20 protein-coding genes are annotated in these 21,718 nt (G+C 62.9%); 12 read left to right on the top strand and 8 right to left on the bottom strand.

What is annotated here, in order from left to right; translation table 11 throughout:
- Nucleotides 1–215 precede the first annotated feature (215 nt).
- The 3 genes from NKH57_RS19660 to NKH57_RS19650 all read left to right on the top strand — a co-directional run bounded on the left by NKH57_RS19660 (nt 216) and on the right by NKH57_RS19650 (nt 3,563).
- Nucleotides 216–1,382 carry an ATP-grasp domain-containing protein gene (locus NKH57_RS19660; protein WP_352946355.1) on the top strand — a complete coding sequence of 389 codons (1,167 nt, stop codon included), beginning with the start codon at nt 216–218 and terminating at the stop codon, nt 1,380–1,382.
- 4 nt (nt 1,383–1,386) lie between these two features.
- Entirely contained in the window at nt 1,387–2,163 is a 777-nt protein-coding gene (locus NKH57_RS19655) for an esterase family protein (RefSeq protein WP_352946352.1), read from the top strand.
- Between the two features lie 326 nt (nt 2,164–2,489).
- Complete coding sequence (locus NKH57_RS19650; protein WP_352946349.1) at nt 2,490–3,563, top strand: siderophore-interacting protein; 1,074 nt, start codon at nt 2,490–2,492, stop codon at nt 3,561–3,563.
- Between the two features lie 44 nt (nt 3,564–3,607).
- On the opposite strand, the gene NKH57_RS19645 is transcribed toward NKH57_RS19650, so the two are convergent.
- On the bottom strand, nt 3,608–4,507 hold the full coding sequence (locus NKH57_RS19645) for a proline iminopeptidase-family hydrolase (protein ID WP_352946428.1): 900 nt from the start codon (nt 4,505–4,507) through the stop codon (nt 3,608–3,610).
- Nucleotides 4,508–4,617: 110 nt separating this feature from the next.
- Nucleotides 4,618–5,424, bottom strand: a complete 807-nt coding sequence (locus NKH57_RS19640) for a helix-turn-helix transcriptional regulator (protein WP_352946347.1) — start codon at nt 5,422–5,424, stop codon at nt 4,618–4,620.
- Nucleotides 5,425–5,672: 248 nt separating this feature from the next.
- Between NKH57_RS19640 and NKH57_RS19635 the strand changes: the two genes are divergently transcribed.
- The 5 genes from NKH57_RS19635 (at nt 5,673) to NKH57_RS19615 (ending at nt 11,453) form a co-directional block, all read left to right on the top strand.
- On the top strand, nt 5,673–7,346 hold the full coding sequence (locus NKH57_RS19635) for an ABC transporter substrate-binding protein (RefSeq protein WP_352946345.1): 1,674 nt from the start codon (nt 5,673–5,675) through the stop codon (nt 7,344–7,346).
- A gap of 100 nt (nt 7,347–7,446) precedes the next feature.
- Nucleotides 7,447–8,475, top strand: coding sequence for an ABC transporter permease (locus NKH57_RS19630; RefSeq protein WP_352946342.1), 1,029 nt, complete (start codon nt 7,447–7,449; stop codon nt 8,473–8,475).
- Entirely contained in the window at nt 8,475–9,449 is a 975-nt protein-coding gene (locus NKH57_RS19625; RefSeq protein WP_352486796.1) for an ABC transporter permease, read from the top strand. Before NKH57_RS19630 ends, NKH57_RS19625 begins: the two co-directional genes overlap by 1 nt.
- Before the next feature lie 4 nt (nt 9,450–9,453).
- Nucleotides 9,454–10,473 (top strand): ABC transporter ATP-binding protein, encoded by a 1,020-nt coding sequence (locus NKH57_RS19620; RefSeq protein WP_352946425.1) that lies wholly within the window; start codon nt 9,454–9,456, stop codon nt 10,471–10,473.
- Complete coding sequence (locus NKH57_RS19615) at nt 10,470–11,453, top strand: ABC transporter ATP-binding protein (protein WP_352730410.1); 984 nt, start codon at nt 10,470–10,472, stop codon at nt 11,451–11,453. Before NKH57_RS19620 ends, NKH57_RS19615 begins: the two co-directional genes overlap by 4 nt.
- 5 nt (nt 11,454–11,458) lie before the next feature.
- On the opposite strand, the gene NKH57_RS19610 is transcribed toward NKH57_RS19615, so the two are convergent.
- The 4 genes from NKH57_RS19610 to NKH57_RS19595 all read right to left on the bottom strand — a co-directional run bounded on the left by NKH57_RS19610 (nt 11,459) and on the right by NKH57_RS19595 (nt 15,403).
- Nucleotides 11,459–13,564 (bottom strand): TonB-dependent siderophore receptor, encoded by a 2,106-nt coding sequence (locus tag NKH57_RS19610; protein ID WP_352946339.1) that lies wholly within the window; start codon nt 13,562–13,564, stop codon nt 11,459–11,461.
- Nucleotides 13,565–13,748: 184 nt separating this feature from the next.
- Nucleotides 13,749–14,057, bottom strand: a complete 309-nt coding sequence (locus NKH57_RS19605; protein ID WP_352946336.1) for a putative quinol monooxygenase — start codon at nt 14,055–14,057, stop codon at nt 13,749–13,751.
- Between the two features lie 63 nt (nt 14,058–14,120).
- Complete coding sequence (locus NKH57_RS19600; protein ID WP_023760664.1) at nt 14,121–14,900, bottom strand: SDR family NAD(P)-dependent oxidoreductase; 780 nt, start codon at nt 14,898–14,900, stop codon at nt 14,121–14,123.
- 62 nt (nt 14,901–14,962) lie between these two features.
- Nucleotides 14,963–15,403 (bottom strand): DsrE family protein, encoded by a 441-nt coding sequence (locus tag NKH57_RS19595; protein WP_023760665.1) that lies wholly within the window; start codon nt 15,401–15,403, stop codon nt 14,963–14,965.
- A 102-nt stretch (nt 15,404–15,505) separates the two neighbouring features.
- On the opposite strand from NKH57_RS19595, the gene NKH57_RS19590 reads away from it, so the two are divergent.
- The 3 genes from NKH57_RS19590 (at nt 15,506) to NKH57_RS19580 (ending at nt 17,304) form a co-directional block, all read left to right on the top strand.
- On the top strand, nt 15,506–16,609 hold the full coding sequence (locus NKH57_RS19590) for a hypothetical protein (RefSeq protein ID WP_352946332.1): 1,104 nt from the start codon (nt 15,506–15,508) through the stop codon (nt 16,607–16,609).
- Between the two features lie 66 nt (nt 16,610–16,675).
- Nucleotides 16,676–16,921: an antitoxin gene (locus tag NKH57_RS19585; protein ID WP_023760667.1), complete on the top strand. Its 246-nt coding sequence runs from the start codon at nt 16,676–16,678 to the stop codon at nt 16,919–16,921.
- A complete protein-coding gene (locus NKH57_RS19580) occupies nt 16,918–17,304 on the top strand; it encodes a type II toxin-antitoxin system VapC family toxin (protein WP_352730420.1) in 387 nt (128 codons plus the stop codon). The genes NKH57_RS19585 and NKH57_RS19580 overlap by 4 nt, the downstream gene beginning before the upstream one ends.
- A 6-nt stretch (nt 17,305–17,310) precedes the next feature.
- On the opposite strand, the gene NKH57_RS19575 is transcribed toward NKH57_RS19580, so the two are convergent.
- Entirely contained in the window at nt 17,311–18,258 is a 948-nt protein-coding gene (locus NKH57_RS19575) for a cation diffusion facilitator family transporter (RefSeq protein WP_023760669.1), read from the bottom strand.
- Nucleotides 18,259–18,263: 5 nt separating this feature from the next.
- On the bottom strand, nt 18,264–20,453 hold the full coding sequence (locus NKH57_RS19570) for an anthranilate synthase (protein ID WP_352946329.1): 2,190 nt from the start codon (nt 20,451–20,453) through the stop codon (nt 18,264–18,266).
- Nucleotides 20,454–20,773: 320 nt separating this feature from the next.
- On the opposite strand from NKH57_RS19570, the gene NKH57_RS19565 reads away from it, so the two are divergent.
- Entirely contained in the window at nt 20,774–21,544 is a 771-nt protein-coding gene (locus tag NKH57_RS19565; RefSeq protein WP_352946326.1) for an isocitrate lyase/PEP mutase family protein, read from the top strand.
- Nucleotides 21,545–21,718 lie beyond the last annotated feature (174 nt).

The raw sequence follows: 21,718 nt of genomic DNA, 5'->3' as shown, positions 1-21,718 counted from the left end.
CTGATTTGCGCCAGTGACCCGCCGCGCAGGCGGGTTTTTCGTTTCCGTCAGCCTACGCGCCGGCGAAGGCGCCGAAGGAACCCGTTAACCCGAGTTCGTTGCCCTGGCATGGCGGGGGGAATCTCTAACGCACGTGCTCTTCCCCAGGCGCGGCAAATGCGCCAGACTTGGGCGTCGACGGGGTTGCGATGTCCTGTCGCTGGGAGGGGTCATCCATGAATTTCGTGTTCTTCTCGCCGCATTTTCCCGCCAATGGCGCGGATTTCTGCGACCGTTTGAAGAAGGCTGGAGCAAGGGTGCTGGGCATCGGCGACGCACCCTATGAGGCACTCGACGCCAAGCTGAAGGCGGCGCTTTCGGAATATTACCGTGTCGCCGACATGGAAGACTACGATCCGGTGTTCCGGGCGATGGGCCATTTCATCCACAAATGGGGCCGCATCGACCGTTTCGAATCGCTCAACGAACATTGGCTGGAGCTAGAAGCCAACATCCGCACCGACTTCAACATCTATGGCACCAAGCTCGATTTCGTGAAGAATTTGAAGCGCAAGAGCCGCATGCGTGCTTTCTTCCGCAAGAGCGGTGTCGACACCATAGCGCAGCGCAAATGCTCCGACCGCGCTGGGGCCATGACCTTCATCCGCCGCGTCGGCTATGCGGTGGTGGTCAAGCCTGACAGCGGTTCGGGCGCCTCGAACACCTTCAAGATCTCCAACGCCAGGGAGCTCGACCAGTTCTTCAGGGACAAGCCCGAGGACGTGACGTTCGTCATGGAGCAGTTCATCGAGGGGCTGGTGGTGACCTTCGACGGGCTGGTCAATCGCGACGGCGAGGTGGTGCTGGCTGCGAGCCATCGTTACGACCAGAGCGTCATGGAGGTGGTCAACAACGATCGCCATATGAGCTACGTTTGCTTTCCCAGGATCAGCCCGGCAGTCGAGGAGGCCGGCCGCAAGATCCTGAAAGCGTTCGACGTGCGAGAGCGCTTCTTCCACATCGAGTTGTTCGAGACCAAGGACGACCGGGTCATCGCGCTGGAGGTCAACATGCGCCCGCCCGGGGCCTGGATGACCGATGCGATCAACTATACCTTCGACATCGACGTCTATGCCGCATGGGCCGAAATGGTGGTCAAGGATGCCGCAGGCGGTCCCTATGAAGGCAAGTATTTCACCGCCTATGCCAGCCGCAAGCGACGCCTCCACTATTTGCACAGCCATGAGGCCGTGTTAGCCGCCCATGGCGACAAGATCGTCCATCATCAGGCCATCGAAGAGGTTTTCAGCCGCGCCATGGGAAATTACGCCTACCAGATGCGCTCGAAAGATGAAGCGGCGCTGCGCGAAGCGGTCGCCTATATCCACGCGGAAAAGGCGTGAGCCGATGGACATCTCCTATCACAAGAATTTCTCGGGCAAGCTCGGCCGCGACATGGAATTCAAGCGCTACGGCCACGCCGGCCGGCCGGTGGTGGTGTTTCCCACCTCGCAGGGGCGCTTCTACCAGTTCGAGGATTCCGGCGGCGTAGGCGCACTGGCCGAGTTCATCGACACCGGCCGCATCCAGCTGTTCACCGTCGACGGCGTCGATTCGGAATCCTTCTTCGACAATCATGCGGACGCCGCGCATCGTATCGCTCGCCACGAGGCCTATTTCCGCTATGTGCGCGAGGAGGCGCTGCCGGAATTCCTGTCGACAGCCGAGCAAGCCAATGGCGGACGCAAGCTGAAGCCGTTGTTCTCGGGCTGCTCGATGGGCGGCTACCACTCGTCGAACTTCGTCTTCCGTTTTCCTGAACTCGCCAGCGGCGTTATCGCGCTGTCGGGCGTCTATTCGGCCGGCGACTTTTTCGGCAAGGCGCTTGAAGGCGACATCTTCTACAATTCGCCGCTCGACTATCTGCCCGGCATCGTCGATCCGAAACTGCTTGCCCGCCTGAAGGCGCTGCGGCTGATCTTCTGCTGCGGGCAGGGCGCCTGGGAAGAGCGGATGCTGGTCGAAACACGCAAGCTGGAACAGATCCTGCGTGACAAATCCATTCCCGCCTGGGTCGATTATTGGGGCGGCGATGTCAGCCACGACTGGCCGTGGTGGCACAAGCAGCTGGTCTATTTCTTCGGCCGCTGGCTGGATGAAGACCTGATGCACAGGCTGGATTGAGGTGCGTCGATATTCGGCCGGCCTGCGAACGACGGCTCGGCCTGGCTCTGAACCCACCTTGTTGCGCAGAGGAATGAGCACATCCGACCTGGCCGTGGCCAGTTCCGGATTCTGTGGCCTCCAGTCGCCATTTGTCGCCGAGGGTGCGCGCGTTCATCGATTTCCTTCCTGAACGGCTTGCGGCAGCAAGCGGCTCCTAGAGCGTTCCAGAGAAAATATGACTCTAATATTCATGTTTCGGTGGAAACACCGGAGTGGCTGTGGCATGGCGGGGCGGCGAGGCGCCGCCGGCGTCTTGTCCCGAACTGTTTCGAAGGACTTGGGTGATGGACCAACTGAGCGCGCAAACCCGTATCAGCGATGAAGCAACCAGATCGGCAATGGAGCGGCTGCGCGCCGAGCACGGCGAATTCGAGATCGAAACCGGCGTTGCCCATCGGTGGGAGCTTCGCCTCCATTACGGCTCGTTGAGCGCCACGCTCGAGGATGATGGCATGCTGATCCGTGTCGCGGCGATGGACGAAACCTGCCTGTCCTACATGAAGATGACGGTCGCCGGCCATGTCGCCGAACATCTTGGCACGGCCAGCGGAGTGCGCTGGCAAGGCGACGGCGTAGACGCCGGCACGCCGGTCTTCTTCCGTGAGATCACAGTGTTGGCGTCGACGCGGATCTCGGCGCATATGCAGCGCCTGCGCTTCGCCGGCAAGGATCTCGCTCGGTTTACCCATGGCGGCCTGCACATGCGGCTGCTGCTGCCGCCGCATGGGCGGCGGCCGGTCTGGCCCAAGATGGGTGCCGACGGGCTGCTTGTCTGGCCCTCGGGTGAGGATGCCCTGACCGTACGGGTCTACACCGTCCGGGCGGTGGATGCCGCAAGCAGTTGGCTCGATGTCGATTTCGTGCTGCACCCCGGCCAGGACACGCCCGCCGCCACTTTTGCGCAAAACGCACAGGCGGGGGACGTCATCGGCATGATCGGACCCGGCGGCGGCGATACTCCGGTAGCTCAGACCCTGCTTCTGCTCGGCGACGACACCGCGCTGCCCGCCATCGGCAGGATCCTCGAGCATCTGCCGCAGTCAACGCGCGCCGAAGCACTGATCGAAGTCGATGGCCCCGATGACCGGATCGCGCTGGCGCAAGGCGACAATATCGACATCACCTGGCTTTACCGGCATGGCCGTGAAGCCGGCACCGCCGGCCTGCTGCCGGCCGCCTTGCGGGAACGCAGCCACATGGCGCTTGCCGACGGCCTTTATGTCTGGGCCGGATGCGAATTCGGCGATTTCCGGGAGATCCGCAAGATCGTGCGCAAGCAATGGAGTCTGTCGCGCGACCAGCACCTGGTCACGGCCTACTGGCGCCGGGAGGCGCATAGCGTGGGCGACGACGAGTAACCGTCGATCTCCTGTCAACGTTCGCTACCGCGCGAAAACGGCGGTTAGTCATGGCGGGCCAGAAACGCTTCGGTGACAGCCATGCAATCCTGCCTTTCCTCGACATGCGGCATGTGGCTCGAGAGTGGGAAGACATGGCCTTCGACCGTGGGAATATGGTCGAGGAAGGGCTGGACACAGGCTGGCGTGGCTTCATCGAAATGGCCGCGAAAGGCCAGTGTCGGCGCTTCGATCAGCGGCAGGCGATCGATAACAGTCCAGTCGCGCATGGTGCCGACAACGTGGAATTCATTGGGGCCGTTCATCGTGCGGTAGACGGTGGGATCGGCATCGATGGCGGCAAAGGTGCGCGCCACCTCCGCCGGCCAGGGCACGACGCGGCAGACGTGCCGGTCGTAGAATGCCCGGGTCGCCGCGAGGTAGTCGGGATGGTCCGTCGTCCCGTCCGCTTCGTGGCGATCGAGCGCCTGTCGCACCGTTGCCGGCAGCTCCGCGCGCAGTTGCCCCGCGCCTTCGACCCACAGCTTCATCGAGGCGAGCGAGTTGGCGAGCACCAGTGCCTTGAGGCCCGCAGGCCGGCGCACCGCATGCTCGGCGCCGCGCATGCCGCCCCCGGATTGCCCGCGCAGGGCGTAACGCTGCTGGCTGGCGAGATGGGCGCGCAGCGCCTCCCGGTCGCCAAGGAAGCATTCGACCGTCCAGAAGTCGCCGCCCTCGTGCGGCAGATGGGTGGATCGCCCATTGCCGATCTGGTCGTAGTGGACCACCGCGCGGCCGAAGCCGGCAATGTCCTTGAAGCTGTCGACATAGTCGTGGGTGCAACCGGGACCACCATGAGCAACGACCAGCGGCAGCCTGCCCGACCCCAGGTCTCCCGTCACGCGGTACCAGGTCCTGTATGGCCCGTAGGCGCTGAACCCTTCCGATATTGCAAGCTCGGCCATCGTGTCCTCTGCCTGGCTGGCTCGGCGGCGGCCGCTCATCAGCGGTCTCCGGCGGTGCTCGTGGCAAAGGGTATAGAGGCGGACCGGCAAGCGACCAGCTAGCAATAACGTTAGTTCTGATGCTGCCGGCGGGATTGGTCCTGGCCCTGGCTGATCGGCCCGAGCAACCGGTAGTGTGCCGCCAGGGCGATGGCGTGGAAGCGGTTGCGGGCGCCGAGTTTGCGGCTGGCGGCGTTGAGATGCAGCGTCGCGGTCGGCACGCTGCGGCAGATTTCATTGGCGATCTGCTTGGCCGTCAATCCGCAAGCCGCGAGGCTCAGACACTGGCGTTCCCGTGATGTCAGGTGGAAATACTGGCTTGTCCTGGTGCGCTGATCGAACCCGGCATAGACGCAATCGTGGAACAGGTGACCGAGGTCGCCTATGCCGGGCAGCATCCCTTGTGCCTCGGCTTCGAAATTCGGCTCCGGATCAAGGCGGATGGCGGTGAAGGTGGCGAGATCGCCGCCGTCGAAGCGGATCGGTACCGTCACGCCACATGTCATCTTGGTGTCCAGGAGATAGCCTATCACCGGGTCATGCTTGCGCTGCAGGATGCGTCGCATGACCGGGCTCTGCGACCCTTTGTGCGACCACAGAAATGGTCGCGATACCGCGAGTGCAGCCTCCTGCACCGGATCGAGTTGATAGTAGCCGCCCTTGCACCACAGGTCCTGCATGTCGGGCGGCACGTTGGCGAGGGCCATGAGCGAAGGCGTGATCAACTCGCCGTCGTGGCTGACCGGGACCGGCGTGTAGTCGTAGATCAGCGAAGTGAAACCGGCGGGCGCAAGCACGCGCATCGCCGCCGCCATGGCGGCGTCGATTCCCATGCCTGTGTGAAATTCGCTCTCGAAATCGCCGGATACGCCTTGCATGAGCAAAAGCTTACCCGCCAGCCAATGTTTGTCAAACGGGCATGTTCGAAAAATGCTCAACAAATGAGCACAGCACGATCACGGCTTGTTGCTCGCGACGCATCTGGACGGCCAAAACTATCTTAATTCACAGCTATCCCGGCGGGTTTCGTGCGCCATACGCTGTGTACAATGGATCGCGGTCCGGCGTGTGCCACCTGGCGCACTTCGTGGTTTGCAATCACCCACTTCCCCAGAGGAGCAAGACGATGCGTTCCCGGAATGTTTTTAGCGCAATGATGGCCGGTGTCGGCCTGGCTGGCCTTATGCTGATGGCACCCGTGACAGGCGCGGCCGCGCAAGAAGGCAAGGCTGGCGGGACACTGAAGCTTCTCGCCAACGCCGCTGCCGGCACGATCGACCCGCACATCAACTACACGCTGCAATATTTCCAGATCAACTACGTCCTCTATGATGGGCTGGTGACCTTCCGCAAGACCGGCGACAAGACCGGTTTCGAGGTGGTGGCGGACCTGGCCGAGAGCTTGCCCAAGCCGGAAGACGGCGGCAAGAAATATGTCTTCAAGCTGCGCAAGGGCATCAAGTTCGCCGACGGATCGGACCTGACGACGGCCGATGTCGTGGCATCGTTCCAGCGCATGTTCAAGATCAGCGGCCCGACGACGGGCACGCTCTACAATGGCATAGTCGGCGCCGACATATGCCTCAAGACGCCGGCGACCTGCACACTCGAGGGCGGCGTCGCCGCCGATGAGGCGGCAAGCACCGTCACCTTCAATCTGGTGGCGCCCGATCCGGACTTCCTGCAGAAGATCTCGATCCCGCACGCTGCGATCCTGCCCGCCGAGGCGCCCCTCAAGGATTCGGGGACAGCGCCCATTCCGGGCACCGGGCCCTACATGATCGCCAGCTACGATCCCAACAGCCTGCTCAAGATGGTGCGCAATCCGCATTTCAAGGAATGGAGCAAGGAGGCGCAGCCTGCCGGCTATCCCGACGAGATAGACTATGGCTTCGGTCTCACCGACGAGGCGGCGGTCACCGCCGTGGAAAACGGCCAGGCTGACTGGATGTTCGATCCACCGCCGGCGGACCGGTTGGCGGAACTGGGCACGAAATACGCCAAGCAGGTGTCCGTGCATCCTCTGACGGCGATGTGGTATGCGCCGATGAACACCAATCTCGCGCCGTTCAACGACATCCGCGTGCGGCAGGCGGTCAACTACGCCATCGACCGGGCGGCCATCGTCAAGCTGTTCGGCGGCAGCAATCTGGCGCAGCCTTCCTGTCAGATACTGCCGCCGGATTTCCCGTCCTACTCGCCTTATTGCCCGTTCACGGCCAATTCCGGCGAAAAGTGGTCGGCGCCTGACCTGGAGAAAGCCAAAGCGTTGGTCGCCGCCTCCGGAACAGCCGGACAGGAGGTGACGATCATCACCGAGGACACCGAAGTGTCGAAGTCGATAGGCGTGTACCTGCAGGATGTGCTGAACGGGCTGGGCTACAAGACCTCGATCAAGCCGATCTCGCAGAACATCCAGTTCACCTACATCCAGAACACCAACAACAAGGTGCAGATTTCCATCTCGCAGTGGTTCCAGGACTATCCCGCGCCTTCGGACTTCCTGCAGGTGCTGTTCAGCTGCGCCTCGTTCACACCCGGCTCGGACGCTTCGGTCAACATTTCCGGCTTCTGCGACAAGTCGATCGACAAGAAGATGGGCGAGGCTCAGACCGCTACGATCGCCGATCCTGCCAAGGGTGCGCAACTGTGGACCGCCGTCGACAAGGCCGTCACCGATGCCGCGCCCGTGGCCGTGCTGTTCACGCCGAAGCGTGTCGACCTGATCTCGCCGCGGCTGAAGAATTTCGTCTTCAGTCCGCAATTCTACTGGATCATGAGCCAGTCGTGGGTCGAGTGACCAGGGGTTGAGTGAACAGGCCCAATTCGATCCGCGGCGGAATGATGCGCAATCCTCCGCCGCGGTTGCTTTTCCCGCCGATCTGAAATTCATACCCATCATGGACAATTCGATTGGCGGGCAAGTGCTGGTTCGGACCCGCCGGGGCGCCGAGGGGCCATGGCGGACGGCGTGGCGCAAGCTCAGGGCCGACCGGGCTGCCATCATGGCGTTCGGCGTTCTGGTGCTGATCGCTGCCGCTTCGCTGGCAGCCCCTCTCTACGCCCGCCATGTGGCGCAGACCGATCCTTTCGCCACCAACCTCAATGGCGAGATCGTCATAGACGGCCAGACCAGGCAGGTGCTGGAGCCTTCGACCGAAGGCCTTGGCCTGGGGTTCACGCCGCTTGGCCCGACCTGGGATTTCGGACCCTATATGCTGGGCGCCGACAATCAGGGCCGCGACGTTGCCGCACGCCTGCTTTACGGCGGTCGCAATTCGTTGCTGATCGCTGGCGCCGCGGCGTTGATATGCCTTGGCCTGGCGACATTGCTCGGCGTCATCTCCGGCTTTTTCGGCGGTCTGGTCGACATCTTGCTGTCGCGCATTCTCGATGTGCTGTGGGCGTTTCCCGTCTTCCTGCTGGCGATTTCACTGTCGATCGTCCTGATCACCCAAAGCATCACTATCGGCCCGATCGAAATCCGCTCCGGCAGTCTCTGGCTGCCGATCTTCATCATCGGCATCGTCTACGTGCCTTACGTCGCCAGGCCCATCCGCGGTCATGTCCTGTCGTTGATGCAGGCCGAGTTCGTCACGGCCGCGATCGGCATTGGCGCGTCGCCGTGGCGTATCCTGCTCTACGACATCCTCCCCAATGTGATCACCCGGGTCATCGTCTTCGTGCCGCTCATCCTGGCGCTGAACATGATGACCGAATCCTCGCTGTCCTTCCTGTCCATCGGCGTGCAGCCGCCCGATGCGAGTTGGGGTACCATCATCCAGGACGGGCAGGGGCTTCTCTATTCACGCCCGATCGTCGCCCTGGCGCCGGGGTTGGCGATCGTCATCACGGTGCTGGCACTGAACATATTGGGCGACGGCGTGCGCGACGCGCTCGACCCGAAGTCGTCGATCAGGGTCGTCTGATGCTGACGGCGCTCATTTCCAGGCTCGGCCAGATGGTGCTGGTGATGTTCGGCATCAGCGTCGTCGCCTTCTTGATCTTTTTCGCCACCCCGGGCGCCGACCCGTCGGCGCGCATCGCCGGGCGCAACGCATCACAGGAAACGCTGGCCCAGGTGCGGCACGATTTCGGCCTCGACCGGCCGCTGCCTGTGCAATACGCGCTGATGATGAAGCGGCTCTTCATCAGCCGCGACCTCACCTCCTTCGTCAATCGCGGCCAGAAGGTCGTTCCGACGGTGCTCGAGGCGATCCCGATCACTCTGTCGCTGGTGCTTGGCGCTGCCGTCTTCTGGGTTCTCGGCGGGCTGATCGTCGGCGTTGTCGCCGGCGCGACGCGCGGTACGTGGCTCGACCGGACGCTGATGATCCTCAGCCTGATCGGCGTGTCGATACCGGTCTTCTGGCTCGGCGAAGTCGCCAATCTGGTCACGCAGAGCCGCTGGCATGACAGCTGGCTGTTCTCATGGGTGCCGCCGCTCGGCTATATCCCTTTCACCGAGGATCCCTGGGGCTGGTTCAAGGCACTTGTCATTCCCTGGTTCACGCTCGCCACGCTCTATATCGGACTTTACGGCCGCGTGCTGCGGGCCTCGATCATAGAGACCATGCAGGAGGATTTCATCCGCACCGCGCGCGCCAAGGGCATCGGAGAGCGGCGGGTGCTGCTGCATCACGGCCTAAGAACCTCGCTCGTCGCCTTCGTCACCATGTTCGGGCTGGATTTTGGCGCCTTGGTCGGCGGCGGCGCCTTGCTGACGGAGGTGGTGTTCGGCTTGCAAGGGGTCGGCAAGCTCACCTACGGCGCCTTGCAGACGCTCGATCTGCCGATGATCCTGGCGACGGTCATCTACGCCTCGTTCTTCGTGGTGATGGCGAATTTCATTGTCGACGTTGTCTTTGTCTTCATCGATCCGAGGGTTAGAGATGCCCACTGACAAGATGCCCCCCGACAGGCCGCTGCTGGTCGTCGAGAATCTGTGCGTCTCGTTCCGCACCGAGGGCGGTGTGGTGCCTGCCGTCAGCGGCGTCTCGTTCTCGCTCGCGCAGCGCGAGATCCTCGGCGTCGTCGGTGAAAGCGGTTCGGGCAAGAGCCAGACCTTGCTCGCCATTCTGGGCTTGATCAGCAGTCCCAACGCCGTCGTCACCGGGTCGGTGCGTTTTCTCGGCCAGGAGTTGCTGGGTCTAAAGCGCCGAGCCCTCGATGCCATTCGCGGCCGGCAGATCGGGATGATCTTCCAGGATCCGATGACGGCGCTGACGCCAGTACATACGATCGGCGACCAGATCATCGAGCAGATCCGCGCGCATGAGCAGGTGTCGCGCGCTGCTGCGCGCAAGCGGGCGGTGGACTTGCTCGACGCGGTTGGATTGCCGAGCCCCGACAACGCGGTCGACCGCTATCCCCACCAGCTGTCCGGCGGCATGCGCCAGCGCGCCGTTATCGCCATGGCGCTGTCGTGCAATCCGGCACTGCTGATCGCCGATGAGCCGACGACGGCGCTCGACGTGACGGTGCAGGCGCAGATCCTGGAGCTGATCGGTCGATTGCGCAACGAGTTCGGATCCGCCGTCATCCTGGTCACCCATGATCTCGGCGTGGTCGCCGAAGTCGCCGACCGCGTGCTGGTGATGTATGCCGGGCGCGTTGTCGAGGAGGGTAACAAGGGGCAGCTCTTCCGCCAGCCGCTTCACCCCTACGCGTGGGGGCTTTTCGGCTCGATCCCGCCGATGCAAGGTCCGCGTCCCGCGCGGCTGACGGCCATTCCCGGCAGCCCGCCGAAACTGAGCCAGATGCCGCAGGGCTGCGCTTTCGGGCCGCGGTGCACATTCCGCCATGAAGCCTGTGCCGCCCAGCCTGCGCTTGGTGGAGCGGGCGGGCACCGGTCGGCATGCTTTCTTCCGCGGGACGGCCGCCAGGATCTGCGGCCGACGCTGGCTGGCAGAGCCGTGCCCGCATGAGCGAAACCAGGCCGAAACCGTTGGTGCGGACCAGCGATCTGTCGAAACATTATCCAGTCGGGCGCTCGCCCTTTCAACGGCGGATCGTCCATGCGGTGGAGCAGATCTCGCTCGACATCTTCCCGGGCGAGACGCTTGGCATCGTCGGCGAGTCGGGCTGCGGAAAATCGACGCTGGGGCGCTGCCTCGTCCGGCTCACGGAAATCACGTCCGGGTCACTGGAATTCGAAGGCCGCGATATCACCAAAGCCTCGCAACGGCAGCTTCGGCCGATACGCCGCCAGATGCAGATGGTGTTTCAGGATCCCGCGGCTTCGCTCAACCCGCGTCGCCGGGTCGGCGACCTGCTGGCGGACCCGTTCCGCGTGCATGAAAGACTGGCGCGATCGGAAATGGCGGATCGCGTCGAGGAATTGCTGGTCCGCGTCGAACTGCTTCCCGAGCATGCCCAGCGCTTTCCGCATGAATTCTCCGGCGGACAGCGCCAGCGGATCGGCATCGCCCGCGCGCTGGCGCTGCGGCCGCGCCTGATCGTTGCCGACGAACCGGTGTCGGCTCTGGACGTGTCGATCCAAGCGCAGATCATCAACCTGCTTTGCGACCTGCGCGACGAGTTCAACCTGACCTATGTGTTCATCGCCCACGATCTCTCGGTGGTCAGGCAGTTCTCGTCGCGGGTGGCGGTGATGTATATGGGTTCGATCGTCGAAACGGGGCCTGTCGACGCTGTCTTTTCAGCGCCACGGCATCACTACACAATAGCGCTTCGCTCGGCAGTGCCGGTACCCGACGTCGACAACCGGCCAGGCCAGCGGATCATGCTCAAGGGCGATCTGCCGAGCCCGCTCGACCCGCCGTCAGGCTGCCGCTTCCATACGCGCTGCGTGGCGGCGACTTCGGTCTGCCGCCACGAGCGTCCGGTACTTTCGCTCGTGGACAAGAACCACTTCGTCGCCTGCCACCATCCGAGGGCGGGCTAATTTCGTCAGAAGCGGTAGCGCAGGCTGGCGAACAGTGAGCGGCCTTCGTCGCGGTAGCAATAGCCGGCCGAGCAGATGGTCTTCTGGCTGTCGAACAGGTTCTTGGCGTTGACCTGCAGCTTGACGCCTTCCAACTTCGGATTGCGATAGCCGAAATCATAGGAGAGCGAGGCGTCGACGAAGGCGCGTGCGCTGTTCTTAAATGTGTTGGTGTCGTCGCCATAGCTCGAGCCGGCGACGCGCACTCCAGTGCCGAGCCCCAGCCCCTCCAGCGTGCCGTTCTCGAACTGGTAGTGGCCCCACAGCGACAGGATGTGGTTCGGCGTCGCTGATAAGTCCTTGCCATCGGTTCCTTCGGCGCCACGCTCGATCCTGACGCGCAGATAGGTATAGGAAGCGATGAAGCTGAAGCCGTTGTCAAGCGAAGCATTGGCTTCCAGTTCGACACCGCGCGAATTCAGGTCGAGTTGGCGCTGCTTGTTGATGCCTGTCGAGGCGTCGAAGACGACGCCGTCCTTCTGGTCGATGTCGAACAGCGCGGCGCTGACGGTCGCATTGTAATTCGGGATCTCGTATTTGACGCCGATCTCCTTCTGCGTCGCGATGGTCGGCCGGGCTACGCGACCGACGGGGCTGGTGACGTCGTCATAGACGAAGCCGATATTGGGCGAGAACGAGGTCGAATAGTTGATGTAGGGCGTGATGCCCCATTCAGTCTGGTAGGACAGGCCGAGACGGCCGGAAAAGGCGCTGTCCTTCTGCTTCGAGGTGCTGTAGTCGGCGGCGGTGGAGGTTGTGTCGACCCAGTCGTAGCGGCCGCTGGTGAACAGGGTGAAATCGTTCCACTCCATCTGGTCGTGCAGATAGACGCCGAGCTGGTTCATCTCCTGTCCGCCGGAGTGGGGAACCGGCATCGCCTTGATGTCGTCGACCGAGACATAGGACAGACCGCTGCCGGCATCGTAGTCCGACCAGGCATAGTCGATGCCGCCGACGGCGGTGTGCCTGACCGCGCCGGTGTCGAACTCGAACTGCGCCATGTTGTCGACGACGAAGTTCTTCATGGTCTCGGTGTAGTGGCCCCAGTAGCGCTTCAAGTCGGCACCGTCCGGATAGTGGCCGCTGTACTCGATGTCGGTGTCCACGGCGTTGTAGCGCAGGTTCTGGCGCACCGTCAGCACATCGTTGAAACGATGCTCGAACTCGTAGCCGATGCGGCCCTGGCTCTGGGTGAAATCGTTCCAGGCCGGATCGCCCTCATAGACGTTGGACAGCACGCCATAGCCTGAATTGTAGAAGGCGGCCGTGCCACCGGTGACCGATTTCGAATATTCGCCAAGAATGGTGAGCTTGGTGTCCTCGTCCGGTTTGAAGGTGACAGCCGGCGCCAGATAGATCTTGTCGTCGGGATAGCCAGGCAATTCGGTATCGCTTTTGCGGCCGAGGCTGGTGAAGCGATAGAGGACGGTGCCGTCCTCGTTCACGGGTCCGGATGCGTCAAGGCCCGCCTGAAACCGGTTGTGCTCGCCTGCGAGCAGTTCGATCTCGCGGAACGGCTCATCCTTGGGGCGCTTGGTGACGACATTGACGATGCCGCCTGGGCCGCTGACACCATAGAGCGACGATGCCGGGCCTTTCAGGATTGTCACGCCCTCGACCCCGTAGGGCTCGGTCCTGAACCAGGCCGAAGGCCCATTGTACTGGCGCAGCCCGTCGCGGAACATGCCGTTGTAGAAGGCTTGGAAGCCGCGCAGGAAGAACGCATCGTAGCGGGTGTCGAAGCCGAAACTGTTGGGGTTGGCGCTGGCGGTGTAACCGAGCGTTTCGTTCAGCGTACGCGGCTTCTGGTCCTCGATCTGCGCCTGCGTCACCACCGAAACGGCCTGCGGAATCCTGGCCAGCGGCGTGTCGGTCTTGGTACCGATGCGGTCCTTCTTGGCGACATAGCCATCTTGCTTCAGGATTTCGTTGCTCTGCGCGGTGACCTCGATGTTGCCGAGCATGGTGGACGTTTCGCTGTCCTGCGCATGTGCAGCGCCGGACTGGCCGAGCATCGCCGCGCCACCCAACAATGAGATCCACAGGCGCCATGTCGTCAGCCTTGTTCGCATCAACTCGTCTCCACCGTCTCATGCTTGATTGCGTCCCCGCGTTCTCAAATATGAGTATGTGAGTCAAGTTATTTTTTCCCGCAGCGGCCCAAGCTGACATGGGCTGTTGCAGAGCGGCACTGCTGACGGATTCGACCGATTTGGTTTTGAGCTTCTGGGGCGGCGGCTTTGCCGTCTGTCCTGGTCAGCCGGTCTTGGCGTCGACTAGGCCGAAGCCGCCGACAGGATGGGTTTCGACCTGGAATTCAAAGCCGGCGATGAACGGCCGGGCCTTGGCGATCGTCGCCTGGACTTCCGGAAGCTGCAGCGACGCCTTGTGGCTTTCGGCGTCGATCCACACTTCGGTGACCCAGATCGCATCGGCATCCGCGGGGTCGCGGGCGATGATGTAGTTGAGGCAACCCGGCAGGGCGCCGGTGCTGGCGCGCAGGAGGTCGATGACCGCGTCACGCTGGCCGCGCGCCGCCCGCATCTTGCCGATTAGTCCGTACATTCCGTTGTCTCCGTTTGAGGTTGTCGACAAGAACATGCAGATAGCCAGTATGCCGATAGCCGCTCAAGGCATCAACTGGCCGCCATTCACCTCGATCACCTGGCCGGTGATGTAGCCGCTCAAAAGATCGGAAGAGAGGAACAGATAGGCGCCGACGCAATCCTCAGCCGTGCCGGCACGCCCCTGCGGAATGGTGGCGATCATGCCTTTCATCTGGTCGTCGGTCGAATAGCGCTCGTGGAACGGCGTCAGAATGGTGCCGGGCGCCACCGCGTTGACGCGGATGCCGAAGCCGATCAGCTCCTTGGCCATGCCGCGCGTCACATTGGAGACGAATGCCTTGGCCGAGCCGTAAAGTCCGGCGCCGCCGCCCGCTCCATTGCGCGCGGCGATCGACGAGGTGTTGACGATGAAGCCGCCCTGTTTCTTCAGCCACGGGATCGCCCTGCGCGAGGCGGTCAATACCGAACGCGCATTGAGGTCCATCACCGCGTCGTAATGCGCCTCGGTCTGCTCTGCGTAGGGCACGCGGCCAAGCATGCCGCCGGCATTGTTGATCAGGCCGTCGAGGCGGCCGAAATACTGCGCGCTCTCTTCGACGACGTGTTCGACATCGGCGGCAACGGAAAAATCGCCCTGGACAAGAAACACCTCGCCGCCCTTGTCGGCGATCGTCAACCCGAGCCTTTCGGCGGCGTCGCGGCTCGAATTGTAGTGCAGCGCCACCTTGCATTTCTGCGCTGCATAAGCCAGCGCGAGCGCAGCGCCGATGCCGGTCGACGCACCGGTGACCAGCACCGCCTTGCCGGCGAGATCTGGTATGCTGAGTGTGGTGGCTGGCACGGTTCTTCCTCCGGGATGTCTGCCTGCCCTTCGTAGGCCCTTGCCGCCCCGGTGTTCAAGCCTCAGGGGCGCAGATAGGCGTAACCTTGGCCTTGCAATTCGGCGAGTTTGACGACGCCACCTTTGTCGGCAGCATGGAACCCGGCGAGCAGGTCGGCGAGCGAAATATCCATGCCCTGCATGGTGTTGGCGCAGGCATGGGGTTCCAGCCCCTGCTGCACCAGGCCGGCGAAGCGCCCGGAAATCGCGGCCGATATGCCTTTCGACTTGAAGGCGGCGAGCGCAGGACCATGCACGACCAGCACGATGTCGACATTGCCGCCGGTGCCATCATAGTGGTTCTTGATGTTGCCGAGCACGAAGTTGACCTTGTCGACGTCGCTCAAGTGATAGGCGACCTTTTGCCGGGCCGGCTCCGTTACCGCTGCGGCCTGCACCGCCCGCAGACCAAGAACCGTTCCGGTTCCGGCAAGAATCGCGCGGAACATATCGCGCCGGCGCATGGCATCCTCCCCCGCTTGGCGGCTCACCGCGAATTGCGTGACTCCAGCCGCAATACTAGCATAAATTGACATTGCGTCCTGTCGATGCGGGGGAGAGATTACATGGCGGTCAGGGCAGGGGAATGGAAGACAGTCGCCGGCGCCGGGTTTGGCGCGGCGCTGCTTGGCGTGCTTGCCGGATCGGCCTCCGCCGACGATGCGCTCAAGCTCACCGAACTCAGTCCCAACCACACTGATGCCTGTTTCGGCCGCGTCTATGATGCGGCGCATCTAAAGGCGCACCCGAAGCAGAAGGTGGCGCGGATCTTCTTCTACTACGGCCATGATCCGGTCAGCCGGCCGAATGAAGAGCCGACCGTGAATTCCGACACATCCTACAATGCCTTCATCGCCACCACCGTGCGCGGCGCCAAGTCGCCGGAATGGGCCGGCGGCTGGTGCAATCATGCGTCGGAGGACGGCAAGACAGGCCCCATCCATTGCGGTATGGAGTGCGACCGGACGCTTGCATCGCTGAAGGTCGACGACAAGCGCCGGCTGCTCCTCTCGGATCTGCAGCCCGACATCTATCTCGATGCCGATTCGGAAGAGGAGTTGGGCGCAGCGGAATATGACAGGCAGGCGCTGGGTTCGGAGGACGACAATTTCCGCCTCGACCCAATGCCGGCCGCGACCTGCAAGGCGGAGTTCGCGCGCATCGATCCAGTCGACCCCGCGCTTGGGCCGCCTCTGCGCGAGCGGCTGAAGCCGGACCAGGCGTTCTGCTATGGGCGCGACTACGATGCAGCGCATCTCGGCTCGCATCCCGATCAACTGACGCAGTCGATCCGGGTTTTCCGGGGGCCGGTAGAGCTGGCGTCCTTCGCCTCGGGCAGTGACGCCGCCAACTGGCCAGACGGTGCCGACATTGCCGTTACCGTCACCACGCGGCAGAAATCGGCTGAGGTGACGCAGACCTATTCCTGTCAGGGCGAGGCCGACCAATGGCGCTGCGCGGCGAGCTCGAAGATGAGCAATTTCTCCTGCGATATCGCGCAGAAGGAGATTTTTCTCAAGCGAGGCGCCGACGGCACGATGATGCTGGCCAACCCCAACAGCGCACTCGCGATCGTCGACCTGTGTTCGAAGGCCGCCGACGGCAAGACCAAATCCGACGACAAGGTCTATCGGCTGCAGCCAATGCCGCAATCGGCCTGCGCGCCTTGAGTTCGCACTTGTCTACGTCGTCATGAAGGGATATATCTTTGCTATATCTCATTTGAGGATAGCATGATGGACAAGGCAAAAGTGTTCTGGTCGGGCCGGTCACAAGCTGTGCGTCTGCCCAAGGAGTTCCGTTTCGAAACAGATGAGGTTTCGATTCGCCGTCACGGGCAAACCGTCATCCTGGAACCGCTTGCGCAGGATTGGGCGTGGCTCGACCAAGTGATCGGACCGCTTGATAATGATTTCGCCGAGGCAGCGCTGGAACGTCAGGACGGCCAGGATCGACCCGCCTTGGATGACGTCTTCAAGTGATCTACCTGCTCGACACCAATGCCATTATCGCGGTTATCAAGGGCGATGAGGGTCTGCTGACATTACTCAAACAGCACACGCCGCAGGACTTTGCCCTCTCGGCGATAGTGGTGCACGAATTGTACTATGGTGCTGAAAAGAGCCAGCGAAGGCCCGAAAATTTGGCACGCATAGAAGCTCTGCAGTTCCCCGTCCTCGAATTTGACCGGGAAGACGCGAAACATGCCGGCGAGATTCGGGCAACGCTTGCGACGTTGGGAACTCCGATCGGTCCCTACGATGCGTTGATCGGCGGGCAGGCGCGCGCTCGAAACCTCACACTGATGACCCGCAATGTCCGGGAATTCGAGCGTATCAAAGATCTCTCAATCGAGACCTGGTGAACCGCCTCAGGCAAACGGCACCGCCGTCGTGCCCTTGGGCAGCTTGGCCTCGTCGTCGGGCTCGACATGGATGGTGACGCGCACGGAGGGGATCTCGGCCTTCAGGGCGTCCTCGATGCGGTCGCAGATGACATGGCTGGCGCCGACCGACATGTCGGCATCGACGACCAGATGGAATTCGATGAAGGTGGCGCGGCCGGCGATGCGGGTCTTGAGGTCATGGACCTCGATCGCACCCTTGCAATTGGCCGAGATGACGTCGCGGATGCGCATGTGCTCTTGCGTGTCTACGGCGCGATCCATCAGGCCGTTCATCGACGAGCCGATGACATGCCAGCCCTGCCACAGGATGTTCAGCGCCACGAGGACGGCAAGTGCTGGATCGAGAATCTGCCAGCCGGTCAGGACCGCACCGACCAGGCCGCCGAAGACACCGATCGAGGTGACCACGTCGGTCATGATATGGTTGCCGTCGGCGACCAGCGCCGGTGACTTCTCCGCCCTGCCGGCGCGGATCAGCGTCCACGCCCAGAAGGCATTGATAACGGTAGCGACGCCGTTGACGGAAAGACCTTCCCAGGGCTGTTCGAGCGGTGCCGGGGTCTGCCAGGAGCGCCAGACCTCGTTGAGGATCAAAAGTGCGGCGAGAACGATCAGCACGCCTTCCAGCACCGCCGAGAAATACTCCGCCTTGTGGTGGCCGAAGGGATGGTCCTGATCGGCCGGCCTGTAGCTGACCTGGATCGCCCAGAAAGCGGCGATCGACGCAATGACGTTGACGATCGATTCCAGCGCGTCCGAATAGAGCGCGACCGAGCCGGTGACGTACCAGGCGACGAGCTTCAAGCCGAGCACGATTGCCGCAATGATGATCGACCAGAACGCAAGGTTGGCGACCTTGCGCTTCGCGGCCGCCTTGGCCGCGATCGCCATTGTGTCCTCGGTTTCGGCCATGATTGTCAGGCGGCCTTTTCCTTGGCCTTGCGCGGCAGGTGGGCGACTATGTTCTCGATGATGCGCATCCCGGCATTGTGGCCGAGCGTCATGATCGATTCCGGGTGGAACTGCACCGCCGCGATCGGTTCCTTGCGGTGTTCGAAGGCCATGATGACGCCATCTTCGGTTTCCGCCGTGACGATGAAATCGTCGGGCAGCCGCACCGGGTCGGCAAAGATCGAGTGATAGCGGCCGACGGTGACTTCCTTGGGCAGGCCGGAGAAGATGATGCCGGGCTTGGAGACGCGGATGCGCGACGGCTTGCCGTGCATCGGTATGTGCAGTTGCCGCAGTTCGCCGCCATAGGCCTCGGCCAGGGCTTGCAGGCCAAGGCAGACGCCGAAGATCGGCAGGTCGCGGGTGCGGGCTCGTCTGATGGTTGCGGCGCAATCGAAGTCCTTCGGCGTGCCCGGTCCTGGCGACAGCACGACGAGGTCGGGCTTCAGCCGGTCGAACACTTCCTCCGGCACCGGCGTGCGCACGGTCGAGACATTGGCTCCGGTCTGGCGGAAATAATTGGCCAGCGTGTGGACGAACGAGTCCTCGTGGTCGACAAGCAGGATGTTGACGCCGTCGCCAACGCGCGCGGTGGTGCGCTCGGTGCTGGCGGAATTGCCTGTCTTGGCGTCGCGAATGGCGGAGAGCATGGCGGATGCCTTCAGTTCGGTTTCGGCCTCTTCTTCCTCGGGAACGCTGTCGAAGAGTAATGTGGCGCCGGCGCGCACTTCGGCAATGCCGTCCTTGATGCGGATGGTGCGAAGCGTGAGGCCGGTGTTCATGTCGCCGTTGAAATTGACCATGCCGATCGCGCCACCATACCAGGCGCGCGGGCTCTTTTCGTTCTGTTCGATGAAGCGCATGGCCCACAGTTTCGGCGCGCCGGTGACGGTGACCGCCCAGGCATGCGACAGAAACGCGTCGAAGGCATCCATGCCTTCGCGCAGCCGACCTTCGATGTGATCGACGGTGTGGATCAGGCGCGAATACATCTCGATCTGGCGGCGGCCGATAACGCGCACCGAACCCGGCTCGCAGACCCGCGACTTGTCGTTGCGGTCGACGTCCGAGCACATGGTCAGTTCGGATTCGTCCTTCTTGGAGTTCAGCAGTTTCAGGATCTGCTCGGAGTCGGAGATGGCATCGTCGCCGCGCTTGATGGTGCCCGAGATCGGGCAGGTCTCGACACGGCGGCCGTTGACGCGCACGAACATTTCGGGCGAGGCGCCGATCAGATATTCGCCTTCGCCCAGATTGATGAAGAAGGAATAGGGCGAGGGGTTGATCGACTTCAGTTTGCGCGAAATCTCGGATGGCTGCGTCTCGCAGCGCTCGTAGAACATCTGTCCGGGGACGACCTCGAACAGGTCGCCGCGCTTGAAACTGTCCATCGCCTTGCGCACCAGATTGGCGTATTCGCCGGGCTCATGGTCGCCGCGCGGCGGGATGCGGTCGGGGCTCTTGAACGGCTCGGCGATTTCGTCGCGCGGCAATCCTTCCGTCGAAAACCCGTCGCCGGCATAGTCGTAGCGGTCGGTCCAGGCCTTAGCCGAATAATGGTCGACGACCAGGATCTCATCGGGCAGGAACAGCACCAGGTCGCGCTGGCTTTGCTTGCGCTCGAGCTTGTAGTCGACCGGGTCGAACTGGAAGGCGAGATCGTAGCCGAAGGCACCGTAGAGGCCGAGATTGGCGTCTTCCTCGGTCTTGAACAAGGCAGTGATGGCGCGCAGGACCGTGAAGACCGAAGGAACGCGGCTGCGCTCCTCCTCGGTGAAGACTCGGCCGGGCTTGGCGACGTCGAGGCGGATGAGCTTTTTCGATGTCTCGGCGATGGTGACGTCGGCGAGCCCACCCAGCGCGTTGCCGATGACCGGCAACAGCGCTTCGCCACGGCGGTTCAGCGCCTCAATGCGCATGGCGCGGCCGCGTGCCGAGATGACCAGCGGCGGATCGATGATGGCGGTGTCCCAGCGCGTGTAGCGACCGGGATATTCGTAGTTCGAGGAAAACACGGCGCCGCGGCGCGAATTCAGGCCGTCGACGTAAGCGTCGATCGCGCCCGCATAGGGCCGGTCGTGGCGCTCGCGGGTGATGGTCACGCCACCCGTGGTCACGAAACTTTCCGCCCCGTTATCCAGAACCTTCATCGTCATTGCCGTCTCCATCAGCTTATTTGGGGCAACGGACCCGGGAATGGCTTGGAAAAAACAAATGGCCGCCCGGACTTTCCGTTGCGGCCACCCTCTCTTTTCGCGCACGCGCGTTCGAACAGGCCGCTGTCAGCAGGCCCACCACCAAATGGTCTTGGTCGAACGCATGTTCATGGCGAAATCCATAGCTGCGAAAGGAAGGATACGCAACAGGTTTGAAAAGCCTGTCCGGTGGCCGCAGCTTCTGCATCTCATGGCACATCGCCAGAGCCGACAGCGCGGCCTAGATTGTTCATCCAACAGCAGGAACATGGGAAACACCGATGACCGAGCAAATCGAGCGCGCGCGCACGTTCCATTCCCTCCACGTCAAGGGAAACCCAATCGTCCTCTACAATGTATGGGATCCGGGCTCGGCCAAGATCGTCGAGAAAGCAGGCGCCAAGGCGATCGCCACCGGAAGCTGGCCGGTGGCGGCCGCGTTCGGATACGCCGATGGCGAGAAGATCCCGCTGGAGCTGGCACTCGACAACATCAGGCGCATCGTCGGGTCGGTCGACCTGCCGGTGACCATGGACCTTGAAGGCGGTTATGGCGTCGACCCGGACATCGTCGCCCGAACCGTGACGCTTGCCTTGCAAGCCGGTGCCGTCGGTTTCAATTTCGAGGACCAGATTGTCGGCGGCACCGGCCTGCACGACATCACTGTCCAGGTAAAGCGGATCGAAGCCGCGGCGGCTGCCGTCAAGGCCTCCGGCATCCCGGCCTTCCTCAACGCCCGAACCGACATCTTCCTCAAGGCCAAGCCGGATGCGCACGACAAGGCGCTGCTCGATCAGGCGATCGAACGGGCGCGGGCCTATGAAAAGGCCGGAGCGAGCGGCTTTTTCGCGCCGGGTCTTGGTGATGAGAACCTCATCGAGGCGCTCTGCAAGGCAATCGAGTTGCCGGTCAATATCATCGCGCTGGCGCATGTGCCGCCGCGCCAGCGGCTGGCCGAACTCGGCGTCGCCCGCATCAGCCACGGACCGGTGCCTTACCGGCAGATGGCCGAGTGGCTGGAGGCGAAAGCGCGGCAGGCTATTTCGGGGTAGGCGGGTGATGCTGCATGCAACGGGTTTGGGATTGGCCGAAGCCTCGCAACTTCGTCATCCACGGGCGGAGCAGGAGCGGCCCCGGGCCGCGGCCCCCCCCCCAACAACAAACGCCGGCCCCCCGGGGGGGGGGGGCCGAGGCCGCGCCTGGGGGGGGGGGGGAGGGGGGTGGGG

The sequence above is a fragment of the Mesorhizobium sp. M1050 genome, from assembly GCF_040318715.1.
Taxonomy (GTDB): Bacteria; Pseudomonadota; Alphaproteobacteria; order Rhizobiales; family Rhizobiaceae; genus Mesorhizobium.
Note: the sequence above shows the minus strand (reverse complement) of the source record. Positions and strands in the feature narration are given on the sequence as shown.

Bases quoted from the DNA above. Each gene is read 5' to 3' on its own strand.
- NKH57_RS19565 (WP_352946326.1), top strand. From the start codon at position 20,774: ATGACCGAGCAAATCGAGCGCGCGCGCACGTTCCATTCCCTCCACGTC.
- NKH57_RS19595 (WP_023760665.1), bottom strand. From the start codon at position 15,403: ATGCGCCGGCGCGATATGTTCCGCGCGATTCTTGCCGGAACCGGAACG.
- NKH57_RS19620 (WP_352946425.1), top strand. From the start codon at position 9,454: ATGCCCCCCGACAGGCCGCTGCTGGTCGTCGAGAATCTGTGCGTCTCG.
- NKH57_RS19645 (WP_352946428.1), bottom strand. From the start codon at position 4,507: ATGGCCGAGCTTGCAATATCGGAAGGGTTCAGCGCCTACGGGCCATAC.
- NKH57_RS19605 (WP_352946336.1), bottom strand. From the start codon at position 14,057: ATGTACGGACTAATCGGCAAGATGCGGGCGGCGCGCGGCCAGCGTGAC.
- NKH57_RS19570 (WP_352946329.1), bottom strand. From the start codon at position 20,453: ATGACGATGAAGGTTCTGGATAACGGGGCGGAAAGTTTCGTGACCACG.
- NKH57_RS19640 (WP_352946347.1), bottom strand. From the start codon at position 5,424: ATGCAAGGCGTATCCGGCGATTTCGAGAGCGAATTTCACACAGGCATG.
- NKH57_RS19590 (WP_352946332.1), top strand. From the start codon at position 15,506: ATGGCGGTCAGGGCAGGGGAATGGAAGACAGTCGCCGGCGCCGGGTTT.
- NKH57_RS19635 (WP_352946345.1), top strand. From the start codon at position 5,673: ATGCGTTCCCGGAATGTTTTTAGCGCAATGATGGCCGGTGTCGGCCTG.
- NKH57_RS19625 (WP_352486796.1), top strand. From the start codon at position 8,475: ATGCTGACGGCGCTCATTTCCAGGCTCGGCCAGATGGTGCTGGTGATG.
- NKH57_RS19655 (WP_352946352.1), top strand. From the start codon at position 1,387: ATGGACATCTCCTATCACAAGAATTTCTCGGGCAAGCTCGGCCGCGAC.
- NKH57_RS19630 (WP_352946342.1), top strand. From the start codon at position 7,447: ATGGACAATTCGATTGGCGGGCAAGTGCTGGTTCGGACCCGCCGGGGC.
- NKH57_RS19650 (WP_352946349.1), top strand. From the start codon at position 2,490: ATGGACCAACTGAGCGCGCAAACCCGTATCAGCGATGAAGCAACCAGA.
- NKH57_RS19575 (WP_023760669.1), bottom strand. From the start codon at position 18,258: ATGGCCGAAACCGAGGACACAATGGCGATCGCGGCCAAGGCGGCCGCG.
- NKH57_RS19585 (WP_023760667.1), top strand. From the start codon at position 16,676: ATGGACAAGGCAAAAGTGTTCTGGTCGGGCCGGTCACAAGCTGTGCGT.
- NKH57_RS19615 (WP_352730410.1), top strand. From the start codon at position 10,470: ATGAGCGAAACCAGGCCGAAACCGTTGGTGCGGACCAGCGATCTGTCG.
- NKH57_RS19660 (WP_352946355.1), top strand. From the start codon at position 216: ATGAATTTCGTGTTCTTCTCGCCGCATTTTCCCGCCAATGGCGCGGAT.
- NKH57_RS19610 (WP_352946339.1), bottom strand. From the start codon at position 13,564: ATGCGAACAAGGCTGACGACATGGCGCCTGTGGATCTCATTGTTGGGT.